Raw genomic sequence first — 11,578 nt, 5'->3', positions numbered from 1 at the left:
CGGATTTCATTCTCATCTCCACTCTCTGATGGTTACGATGAGCCTGAAATCCTCCGCTACGCAATCAACCTAGTCTGTTCCATGGGTGCTGATGGCGGACAGCTTCCAGAAACACGAAAACCCACGCGTATGCGTGGGCCTCGGAAAGAGGGCAATACAAGCTTGCGCCTCATGATTCATGTGGAGTGCAGCAGATCAAAAGTCAAGCTTAGGGACAACTAGAGCATCCGCCGGAAAACCTGAATCGTTGGGATTCCCTTTTGAGCTTCCCCAACTGATCTGGCGTACCGGCGCTTTTTTGAACCTCGACTTCCAAGTACTGGTACTTTTGAGCGCAATACACATGAGCGCTGCAGGCTTGTGCGAGCGTTTCTATGGCCAAGGCCTTCTCGTCCCATCCTTCAAACTGAGGCCGTCGTTTCTCGTGCATCTGATTTTCCTAACTCTCAGCCCACTAGGTTTCCGGCATTGCAGCTCTTTGTGATTGCTCAATCAGGTTGTCGATCTCTTGGCGCAGCTCTTTGGTGCGCTCAGCATACCCTTTTGACCAAACAGTAAGACCAAAAATACAGATATACTCAGAACCAAAATGTAAATCTGCAACCCGACAACCGAGAAGGCATTATCGCCAAGGCCAATTGCGTCGAGAAGCTCATACTAGACAAATAGCCCCGGCAAAGCGCCAAGCAAGCTGAACCAGAAGGTATCGAACAAACGCGCCTGGACCGTAGTTTTGACCGTCAGTTCCCGTTCTTCGTGAATAACTCCGGTCGTTAGATTGACAAAAACAACCGACTTGCCGCTGGCTTTGCGAACAACCACGACCACGTCATGACCCGGCTGTGCAGCTTCAAACAGGTTTCCCTGATACCGTTGCTCGGTTCCTCATGCGTCTCTCACCCAGAGCTCGGGCGTTTTGTTGATGTTACCGTAACCCGTCGCGCGGTTCACTCGGACTGAATCCAGCGTTTCACTGGGGCTTCCCGCTGTGTCTGAAGCATTAAGCCCAGCAGAACAACTTGGGTGCCTGCTATTGCATGAACCGGAATTTCCTAATCTGTTTCAAAGGTTCTTAAGGTTCACCTCCGGTGATTGGCGCCAAGGCCGGGCCATCAGGATGCAGCCGTGCTGCGACGGATTTATGCGTGGCATCACCCGATCTGTTCATCGTCGTCTGCTTGTTTTGTCACGGGATAATCAATCGGGAACACTTCGAGTTTCACATGTTCGTCGTGATGCGTGTTGATCACGAAGAACCGCTTGTCCATGTATTTCTTTTTGGAATCGCACATGGCCTGGATGATCAGATCCACATTCTCCGGATCATCATCGGACATGCCGAAGCGATGTTCCGGTTCCGGGCCATATTCCGCGATAGCCAGATCAACAATGTTGCGAATGGCTACGCGTTTCAATAGGGATGTCTTGTCCTCTGCGTCTTCGATGCGCTTGCGCTCCGCGACGCTGACGCTGTCGCTGTCGAGCAACTCCTGCTCCATGTCCGGGTTGCTGACTGCATAGATCTTAAGGTAGTTGGGTTCCTTCGGGAGATGGCCCTTCTTCACCAGGACGCGCACCCCCGCTTTGATGGTCTCCCGGCTGTGACCGCGTGCGGTCACGATGGCTACGGGGCGCTGCTTCTCGCAGGCATATTTCAGCAACGACCAGGCTGGCGCCTGCCATTCTTCCTCCGGCAGTTTCAGGGCTTCTTCAATGTCCCTTACAAAATACTCTTTTACGCCCTTCTTCACTTCTTCCGGCGGCATGTCGCGGAAATGGCTGTAAGTCCGATCATAGGTCTCGAAGTTTGCCCACCGGCCTGAATTACCCAGCTGACCCCGAATGCCCGCGAACTCAGTTGTGCTGACGGATCGTTCTTTACCCGTGACTTTGTTCCTCAGGAAGATGGGTGTCTCCAGATACATGGAGTTGTCATCAAAATCGAAGAAGTAAAAACTGATGCTTTCGTCGTCTCTACGCATTACGGAGCCTTTCCTTGACGGTTCAAATGCTTTTGAGTGGAATTTTTTTGACCTCGATACCCAGCGATAGGCTCTTCGACAGCCATTGCGCCGCGGCGGCGTGATCGATCTTCGTGTCTGTTTTTTGTGCCACGCATATTTCGGTGAAATCCTCATGCCGGATCCCGGCGAGAACCGCGGAAACGATGGCGGACTGCAAGGGGGAACAGCTCGGATTGAATGCGGCATTTTCCAGGTAAGGGGCAGCAAATATCCGACCGCCCCGGGTGGTAATCGCCGCCGCACCGAACGCGCCCGTGTAAGGCGCATAGGAGGCGTTTGAAGAAGCCAAGGCCTCTTCCGCCCCGGAACCCTGCGCCAAAGATTGATCGGCAAACTGCAGACGGTGATCCTGCCGGCTCAGTAATCCCGCTTCAATCCCAAGGTCGTTGGGTCCGAACGCGGCCGGTAGATAGTGAGGCAGCGGTGTCGGTTCAGAGCCTTCAAGGATGATTGAAAGTTCATCGGCGCCGACGAGTTCGTACAGGAATTGCCTGCAATAACCGCAAGGTGCGGCCGATACGGCAAGACTCCTGATACCAGTTTCTCTGTTGCAGGCCGCGTTGATCACTGCCGCCTGTTCCGCATGCACGGTCTGATTCACCGGACAATCGGCGAATTCAAAATTAGCACCAAAGTAGAGCGTGCCCGACGTGCCCTCGGCAATGGCGCCGACTTGAAACATCGAGAGCGCCGGATGGGCCTTCCTCTTGGCCAGCGGAATAAGTGCCAGCATCAACTGGTCGAGCGTTCCATACGCCTTCTCCCGCAAGGCATCAACATCGGCGGAGGGTATGAGACCGCCACCGGACCGGTCGGCAATGTCGGCTGCTTGTTCCAGGATGTCCAAAGCCCTCTCCCTAGCTTCCGAGTGCGCTCAACGCGTCGAACATTCCTGAACCGAAGAAATCCGTTTCGTCCTTCAGGCCCGGGGGGCAGAAATAGTACCCGCCATCCACCGTCGACAGGATCCCTTGAGCGTAGAGAGCATCGATACCGGTGCCTTCGACGGGAAAATCCGGGTTCATTTGCCACATGTTTGTGACATGTTCGAACTGCTGTTGAATGCTCTTCATGAAGGCAATGAATTGCAGCCCGTTTTTCGAGTTCCCCTTTTCGTCTAGACCGTCGAAAAACGGATATGGACGGCGTAGAAAACGACGTTCCAAATCGTTCCTGCCGAAAAGATCGGCCGCTGAGCGGCGGGGTTGCACCTTGCGGATATGCGAATTCAGGGCTCCGTCGGCATCATCTTTCGGATCCGGATAGACCGGCGTCATCTCGTCCGCACCGGTCCTTTTCCGGGAAAGCGGCAAACCGGTTTCTTTGTCCCGCCCGATCATGGCTTCCTGCATCTTCTTTTTCAGGGTTTCCCAACGGGGCATGTCTTCACGGATTTTGCGATAAACCATGTAGGACCCCCCGGTGCACCAGGGAGGTTCGTTGTCGGTTTCCGACACGTAGACCAGCCGGTTGAGATCGTCCGGTCCCATGTGAATGTTGTCAATTCCGTCGTCGAACCTGAGAAACTCCCGTTTATCCTTGCGCGTGAAGCCCTCTTCGACATCGTAAAATTTCAGGACGTTCCGCTGCGGCCTGCCGGTCAGGAATTTCTCCGTGAAACGCTTATTGAAATATTCAGCGTAATACCGAAGCACGGCAACGTTAACGTAAGGGTGATCGGTCGCGATCAGCAGGATGAGATCCGCTGCCTGATCGGCGGGTTTGAAGTCCTCTGCGTCACCGGGGAAGGACGGCATCTGTTTCAGGAACTTCGGTTGCCGGGCACCAAGTCCGAACCGATCAAAACCGGTCTTGTCGGTAAACAGGGAAGCACCAAATCCCACGGTGACCGTTACCCTATAGGATTCTGGAACACGTTCGAAAATCTTGATGTGTTTTTGTGACGGCGACCTGATCATCTGGTCCGCCGCAAACTCGGTCAACAGTTTCAGGATATCGATCAGTTCATCACGGTTCTCGCTCAAAACATCCGCACGGACTAGTGTCATGAACTTTTGGCCTGCAACCCGTCCGGCATATTCGGAGTCGTATCTTTCCTTGAGGTCATTGACCGATATGGATTCGTCTATCTTGTTGATCCGGCCTTCCTGCTGTTCCTGCTCTAGGTGGTTCTTGAGGGCCTGAAAGTGTTCGTCTCCCGGACGCTTGACGGGCCACTGAGGGTCGGTAATCCCGTTTTGATGGGCCGATCCGAATACCTTGTTCGGGAGCGGCAGCTTGATTGGCTCTATGAATCCTCTTGCCATGTTGATCGCCTCCCTATTTGTCTCATGCTGTGTAGATGTTGCGCCGGATGTGCTGTTTCTTGTGGTCTGGGAACAGAACACTGAAATACTCCGACCATCCGCCCATTCGGACCCGCAAGAGGTTGTAGTCGGAAGGTTTGCTCTCGGCCGCGCGAAGGGTGGCCGGGCTTGCGACGGTTACGGTCATCACGTTACCGCCCTTGCCCGCTGCAAAATCCGTCAGGACGGCCACGAGTTCCTCTCTCGGAAAGTCTTCCGGGATGTTGAAGTCGGCGGGCGCTCCGTCGGAGAACCTGTCAAATGCTGGATTGTTCCATGAACCGAGAGCTGAACGAAGCCGCGCCCGGCGCGGTTTCACTTTGAGGGTCTTGTCGCTGTTGGTCCATCCGGCACCCGGATCCTCAGGATCAATATCAAGGCTTTGCGGCATGGGCGCCGCCGCGAGGTCGGAGGCCAAAGGTTCCCGCTTGCCGCGCCCATCCGGCGTTGCCCCGCCAAAGCCCCCTCCGAAAACATATTGTTCAAAGGTTCCCACACCCGGCGTGATGACCATGTTGAACGGCTTGGCGCCGAAATCGCTCTCAAGCCGTTTCAAGGCTTCAGCATGGATCGGATGCGCCAGCGCCTCGTCAATGGCCTTGCAGAAACTCTCGGCCAGTCTCCAGGCATACCGGTCTACGTTTTCGTCGCCAAAACCGAACCGGGGTTGATCCAGACAGACCTGGCGGATCTCGTTGGCACGCTTCTTTGTCATCTTTCGCCCGACGACATGCTTTTCGGCACCCCAGTTGCTCCTCAGGCAGGCGACCAATTCCTGGAGGGAGAAGCGCTGTTCATTGAAGACCAGCTTGTCGATGACATGGAGCGAGTCGGCGACAGTGCTTATGCCCGTCATGAGGGGGGCGAACATGTGGTATCTGGCACCGCCGTCGTAGAAGTCGCGCCCGCTTTCAACGCAGCCGCCGATGAGGGCGGAAAGGACAGGTGAAGGGCAAATCGCACCTTTCGAGCCATAGGCGGCAAACAGGCCACCAAATGCTCTGTTCACATTGAGCCAAATGTGCTCTTCTAGGATTCCATAGAAAGTCTCAAAATCCTTGATTCCGGCCGCCTCCATGGTGCGGAAACTGCTTTTGCTTCCTCGTAAACTGCTTGGACCCGAGCCGCCGAAACCAGCGCCGCTGTTGAGCGCCTTTTCAAGCACATCCAGACCCGGGACGTAGATGAAGGTGAATTCGGTCTCGCCGGGGAAAAGTGCTTCGTAACACCCATCGCAGGCGTAATTGCGAGCGCTTTTCAATTCGACTGACTCACCAGAGTTCATCAATGCGGGTATCATCTTGTCGTCATTCATCAAGATCGGATGCGCGCCACCACTGAGCAAGGCCTCCGACGCCAGCTCAAGAACGTCCTTGGGGGACTTCGAATGGACCCGCAAATCGAGCGTGGGGCAGTTGAAGGGCAGTTTTCGCGCGGCATGAAGGCACATGCGTGTCACGTCATTGCAGGCGTCTAGGGTTTCCTCCTCGCCGGTAGCCAAAACGCCACCAAGAGTTATCTGCTGCATCCACTGGTTGGTCAAAGCTCCTTGGTCGAAATTGCTCGGCCCGCCGGCGCCCAGCAGCGCGCCGTCGGATGAAGTGAAGTGATCCGCGATGAGTTTGTTGTCGAGGAGTACGTTTTCGTCCAGCTTGACCCAAAGACAGTCTATGATTTCCTGTGCCTTCGCCTGGTCGAGGACGCCGGTCTCCATATCTTTCATGTAGAAGGGGTGAAGGATCTGGTCGAGGCGACCCAGCGAGGTCAGCTCACCGGTCCAGTGCAACGCGCAATTCAAAATGTAGATGCATTGCACCGCATCGGTGAAACTCTCGCAGGGCTCAGCCGGAATTCGGGCCAGACGTTCGGCGGCAGCTTTCATTCCGGCGATACGGGCTTCTATGACCGTCTTGTCCGGGTGATCGGGTTGGCCTGTCAACAGGCTTTCGTTTGTTCGCGAAAGCTCGGCCGCGCGTTTACCGTAGCCCTCGGCAAATGAGAGAACACCCTCAAGTGCCACGATTACGCTGGAATAGAAATTGCTGCTGTCATCATCACCCTTTGCTTTTTTCAAACCGTTTTTACAATCGTCCATGATCGCATTCAGCCCCCGTTCGACGACGCTCTGATAGTCCGGACAGACATGTCCGAAATTCGACCAAGGATTGATAAAATCCATTTCGGACTGAAGCCGTTCGTCCCAGCCTTCGCGCTCGTCTGTCAGGTAGTCCATGACTTCCTTGCCCTGCCCCACCGAGTATGGAGGCATGGTGCCGACGATCAATTCATCCGGATTTACGCGAAACAGGTTCCTGTCTCTGGCCCAGTCACCGACCAGCAGTTCAAGCGTCTTCTTTAGTGCATGTCCGCGCCTCACCTGAAGCGAGAGGGACATCGTTCCGGCCTCGCTTTCACCAAGGTGATCACGAAGATGTCCCAAACTGCCGAATTCAGGAAAAGGACTCTGGGCCAACCAGAACTCGAACATTTCCAATATCAGCCTGCAGACGCGCGGACTGGGCTTGTCACGATGACTGTTCGGAAGATTTTGGAGATGTTGCCAATAGCCAAGAATAGAGTAATGCATGCGCGCTCCCCGACCTTACTAGGTGTCCATCGCAATCCGCTGGAGATAGTCGTCGGTGAAGTCGATCTCGAGTTCGACCCATAACGGCATGTGGTCCGACATTTGCCAGGTCCGCCATTGCCGAAAATACTCGTCCCTTGACAGGACCCGGTCTTTTTGCGGCCACCTCAGGGTGTTGTCCCAGCTCGTCATGGGCCGACCGGTCGCTTTCGCAATCTCGTAGTATTCCGTTCCGCGATCGCCTTGAAAAACAGACTCGAAAAAATCGAACGCTCCGGAGCTCGGTTCTGTTTGACCGAGGCGCAATTCGCCTTTCTTCACCTTGAAGGCAATCTGATCATATGCCCTTGTTTTAACTACATTACTGAGATGATCCACCGGAACGCTCCAACCATGCCGGTCGAGTGGCTCGAAGGTGGGATCATCCTGACTGAGGATATTGAAGTCCCCGAGCAGAATGATGTTTTCACCGGTCCGCTTGGTACGTTTCGAGAGGAAGCCGGCGATTTCGTCGATCTCGGCTATCCGGGGATCGAGATCCTTGTAGTCGCCGTAAAGAATATGCACCGTACACAGGGAAAACTTGAACCAGCCGGACTGGAACGCCGCATAGTAGGGCGGGCGCACGAACTGTCTCTCCTGTTCCGTGACGATCTGTCCGGCTATGTTCTTGAAGCGCACCTTTCGCGTATCGAAGACGAAGGTCATGCGCTCCTGGTTGCCCTGGTTCCCGGGGCTGATGTCGGTGGTCATGTAATCCCAGGACGGACCTAGAATTCGCATAACCCGCTCAAGCGCCTCGAGCGTATTGATCTCCTGAATTGCCACAAGGTCGAAGCCGGATATGACCTCCGCGATGTAGTAGTAGGACTCTTCGAGACGCGGTCCGGGTTGGTTCAGGCCGTTGTCGGCCCGTTTGTCTTCATTGCCGAAATCCCGGATGTTCCAGGTTGCCAAGAGCAACGTATTCTTCAGGCTGCGACCGGGAAGTTGTTTCTGTTTTTGGCTTCGTAATGCGCGGATCCCATCGATGGTACGGAGGCGATCAGCTTCGGGCAATTGCTTGAGCGGATAATAGAATGGCATGATCATTTATCCCGTGGTTTAGGCGCCCTATTGGCCTTGGTTAAAGAAGTTTCTTTTCAAAAAAACGTATCATTGCGGCGTATTGGCTCGACGGTTCCGACATCGTAGCGACGAGCTGTTCGATGCCAGGTTTTGACGGCGAGCCATCCGGCAGGTCCTGCAATGCCGTTCGGAAGTTCTTATAAAACTCGTATTGTTCGTACCGTCGGCGCATGAGCTCCGGCCGGTTGATCCCGTAGATCCGTTCGCAGGCGTCGAGGACAGCCTCAGACCCTTCCATCTCCGGATTTGCCACCGCCTCGATCGAACGCGTCCCATCGATGATGTCCCAAGCAATACAGGTTTCCGGATCATCGACATAAGGGTTAGGAATCAGGGGTTTTTCAGCCCGGTGGAGGTCTTCAAAGCGTTCAACGGCCGGTAAATCGAGCGGGTCGGGTATAGCGTCTTTGGCCAGGTCCTTCAGACCATCATCCGTGGTGTTTGCGGCAACAGCAGGTGGCGGCAAGGGATCGCCCGAAAACTCGAACTTGTTGCTCTTGAAACGCTGGTTGCATATCGCGCAGGAGGCCAGGTAGTTGTCGTAGACATAGGCCAGCCACCAGTAGATCGACTTCGGCCGGTAATGTTCCACGTCACCGAATGCGACTGCAACCATGCTGGTTTCACAGTAGGCGCATTTGCCGTGAGTTTCCGAAAGCAATTGCTCCTTGGTATCGGACCACTTGGATTTGATTTCGAAGTCGACTGTGTCCAGTGTCGCGCCGTTTTTCAGTTGCTTGCGTGCCTGCTTCATGAGTGCCACAAGCCGATTGCGGGGCGTGGCGCCTCGGAATGATGAAACAACTGCGTCTTTCGAGCGCTCGCGGGACAGTTTTATCATCCCCCTTGCCCCGTGTTTTTCTGAAGAAATTCGTCCAGAAGCTTGCTTTGTTCCGGAGTCAGGACGGCGGCGGACCTGGAGTCCGCCACGCGCTCGTTGAGCTTCGATTGAATCTGATCCATCCGGTCACGATCGCCTGCAGTCAGGCCTCTTTTGCGATGAAGGTCCCGGTATTCCGTCTTGAGAGTTTCAACCTCGAGGGATTCATCACTCATTTGCCCAAAGGCTTCGGTGGCGATGAGCTGGTGTAGAAGGTACTTTCCGGGGTCCTGCTCGAAGGTTTCGACGACGGATGCTCCATCGCGGCGAATACAGTAGTGTAAAGCCCCCGAGGGCGCCTGCTGTGCTGTAACGACAGAGTCTGTTGTCACGATCAATTGCATTCGAGGCAATTGCTTTTCGAGGAAATCAAGCAGTCTTCGTTGCCATTTCGGATGCAGTTGCAGATCGACATGATCGATAATCAGCAAGCCCCGGGCATCAAGCGGGCTCCGATAGTCGTCGAATATTGATGTTATCTGGAACAGCAGATCTCCGACCCAGGCCGCGATTGTCTGGAAACCATCGCTTAGCAGATCGAGCGGAACATCTCCGTCTTCGGTTTTGAAGACGAGTTCCTCGGTTTCGCTATCCACGTGGGAAAATGTGATTTCGGGAAGGAAATTCGTAAGTATTGTTTGAATTTCCTCGAACTCATCATCCTGTCCGTTCCCGACCAGCTCGATGGCCCAACGACCTACGGAAACCAGTTCGGGGCTCCGGCTGAACAAGGAGCCAAGGCTCATTGCACGGGGATGGTTAAGCGTGGTGGCTTGATTGTCCGGTGTGTTGGCAGATACCAGCCCTCTCGCCCAGCCATATCCGAACGTCGGGTAGTTCCTGGTCGTATGTTCGAGGGCGTCATTCAGGGGAGCAAGTGTCGATCGCGATCGGTCGATGAAGTCAGAGACGCTTTCGCCGCGTCGAAAATGCAATGAAAGGTCCCGTTGCTTGCCACTGGAAGTTTCGATTTCCAGGGAAATGCTGGCCTCGTCATGGCCCTGGCGAATCCAATCGTCCGGCCGGGCTATCAGCTCCGACAAAGCGTCGGAACCTGCCATTGCAAGACCGATCGATTTGATTAAGGTCGTTTTCCCTGCTCCGTTCTCCCCAACGAGCACGGTCCACTTCCGGTTACCACCCCCGGCCTTGTCAAAACTGATTTTCGTATCTTCAAAGCAACGAATGTTTCTTAGTTCAGCATTTTTTAGATACATAAATTTCGTCCGGAGAATAAATCGCTATTGTAAAGTATCATATTAATACAACGTCACTCGGGTAGATTCAATTATGTTTCGGAGAGCGTTGTTGCACAACTCTGCTTGTTGACGATTCAAAATGTGAATCCATGCGGTTAGACGAGCCGCATGCCGAAGCCCTCACCCGCCCGCTATCGCACGACGAACTGGTCCAACTACAACGCCGCGCTGAGTAAACGCGGGTGCTTACTGATCTGGCTGGATAAGTGTTTGCCATTCCATTGGTTGCCCCGGCAACAGCTGTCGCTTTTTGATAGGCTTGTTAGCTAAGGCCTGCGGAAAACTGTTAGATTAGAATGAGCGCCGCACTCTACGAAACGGGCGCGATGACACTGTGGAGGTTTGCGTGAGCGAACTCTGGGCTCCCTGTTCTATTTGTACATGTCCGCGCTACGCAGCCAGAGGTCGTCAGAAGAAGGATACCCCAACAACAGCTTAGGACCGAAAGGGCACAAAAATGAATTTCCATACTGGCGCGTAGCGCCAATATAGGCCTTAGATGCCTATGCGGGAAGATGCCAATTGAAGGGTCGTATGCAACGCTTACCAATCAAGAAACCAACTGTCGAATAAACTTCTACTCCAGCACCTCATCTCCATCCCGAGCGGCTGCGCGTCTTTCGGCCAAACGTTTGGCCATGTTGAACTCGTCACTGCCTCGTTCGAAACGGCTTTCATAGTAGTCGAGCACCATTGCGTTTTCCTTGGCGGTCAGCAAGCCACCAGTAGAAAGCCCTTCGATAATGCTGCGGCGCTGCTGGTCAGACATTTTTCCATAGTAGATTTCCGTAATTTTTTCGTTCGTATGGCCAAGGTTCAGGGACCAGGCTTTGCGATCTTTAGGAGTGGTACAAAGCTCATCGCCAAGCGCCTTGAGCGTATCGCGAACGGAGTGCGGTGTGCATTTGCGTCCGATCCTAGAGGTGGCAAGGTCAAACGCACAGCCCACGGCTGAGGAGGATTGCAAAGGGGCACCGGGCCGATCTCTGGATCGCGTTGTTTCAGAAGTATGATCTCGGGGAACACAGCGTCGTCTTGGGTGAAGCCTAAGGCAGTCAACTCCGAAAGCCAGGTGATGAGGATTTTTTGGAAGGCCTCGGTGCGCGGGAAGAAGACGCTTCGAAAGCTCTTCCCATTCTTCGCGCGCATTTCTGTAGCGTCCTGAACCAGTTCCTTTTTATCAAGATCAATGTGTTTTAGTCGCAATGTCGTGAGCGCTGCGGCGCGTAATCCACTGGCATAAGCACAAGCCACCATGGCGCGATCACGGCGCTCCGCAATGTCCGCCATCAGCACCCATGGAACAGACTAGGTTGATTGCGTAGCGGAGGATTTCAGGCTCATCGTAACCATCAGAGAGTGAAGATGAGAATGAAATCCGGGAAACAGAAAGC

The 11,578-nt window shown here is 54.2% G+C and carries 9 protein-coding genes and 1 pseudogene; 1 reads left to right on the top strand and 9 read right to left on the bottom strand.

Going from position 1 to position 11,578, the window contains the following annotated elements:
• Positions 1-1,151: 1,151 nt before the first annotated feature.
• Genes ACR0DS_RS20050 through ACR0DS_RS20020 form a run of 7 tightly spaced genes read right to left on the bottom strand, consistent with a single transcriptional unit; the run spans position 1,152 to position 10,142 of the window.
• Positions 1,152-1,982 carry a hypothetical protein gene (locus ACR0DS_RS20050; protein ID WP_480560785.1) on the bottom strand — a complete coding sequence of 277 codons (831 nt, stop codon included), beginning with the start codon at positions 1,980-1,982 and terminating at the stop codon, positions 1,152-1,154.
• Positions 1,983-2,004: 22 nt separating this feature from the next.
• Entirely contained in the window at positions 2,005-2,871 is an 867-nt protein-coding gene (cdd, locus tag ACR0DS_RS20045) for a cytidine deaminase (protein ID WP_480560787.1), read from the bottom strand.
• Between the two features lie 10 nt (positions 2,872-2,881).
• Entirely contained in the window at positions 2,882-4,291 is a 1,410-nt protein-coding gene (locus ACR0DS_RS20040; protein ID WP_480560789.1) for a Dyp-type peroxidase, read from the bottom strand.
• 22 nt (positions 4,292-4,313) lie between these two features.
• Positions 4,314-6,917, bottom strand: a complete 2,604-nt coding sequence (locus ACR0DS_RS20035) for a pyruvate formate lyase family protein (protein WP_480560791.1) — start codon at positions 6,915-6,917, stop codon at positions 4,314-4,316.
• A gap of 18 nt (positions 6,918-6,935) precedes the next feature.
• Positions 6,936-8,003, bottom strand: a complete 1,068-nt coding sequence (locus tag ACR0DS_RS20030; RefSeq protein WP_480560793.1) for an endonuclease/exonuclease/phosphatase family protein — start codon at positions 8,001-8,003, stop codon at positions 6,936-6,938.
• Between the two features lie 40 nt (positions 8,004-8,043).
• On the bottom strand, positions 8,044-8,886 hold the full coding sequence (locus ACR0DS_RS20025) for an HNH endonuclease family protein (protein ID WP_480560795.1): 843 nt from the start codon (positions 8,884-8,886) through the stop codon (positions 8,044-8,046).
• Positions 8,883-10,142 carry an AAA family ATPase gene (locus ACR0DS_RS20020; RefSeq protein ID WP_480560797.1) on the bottom strand — a complete coding sequence of 420 codons (1,260 nt, stop codon included), beginning with the start codon at positions 10,140-10,142 and terminating at the stop codon, positions 8,883-8,885. Before ACR0DS_RS20020 ends, ACR0DS_RS20025 begins: the two co-directional genes overlap by 4 nt.
• Positions 10,143-10,292: 150 nt before the next feature.
• On the opposite strand from ACR0DS_RS20020, the pseudogene ACR0DS_RS20015 reads away from it, so the two are divergent.
• A pseudogene (locus ACR0DS_RS20015) lies at positions 10,293-10,391 on the top strand (IS5/IS1182 family transposase); the annotation flags it as partial.
• Between the two features lie 370 nt (positions 10,392-10,761).
• Here ACR0DS_RS20015 and ACR0DS_RS20010 read toward each other — a convergent pair.
• The gene (locus ACR0DS_RS20010) at positions 10,762-10,953 is read right to left on the bottom strand and encodes a hypothetical protein (RefSeq protein ID WP_480560799.1); all 192 of its coding nucleotides are present in this window, start codon (positions 10,951-10,953) and stop codon (positions 10,762-10,764) included.
• Between the two features lie 47 nt (positions 10,954-11,000).
• The gene (locus ACR0DS_RS20005) at positions 11,001-11,474 is read right to left on the bottom strand and encodes a tyrosine-type recombinase/integrase (protein WP_480560801.1); all 474 of its coding nucleotides are present in this window, start codon (positions 11,472-11,474) and stop codon (positions 11,001-11,003) included.
• Positions 11,475-11,578 lie beyond the last annotated feature (104 nt).

Source organism: Ruegeria sp. AF5, assembly GCF_056541905.1.
The sequence above is the reverse complement of the archived record's forward strand: the minus strand, read 5'-3'. Positions and strand labels throughout refer to the sequence as shown.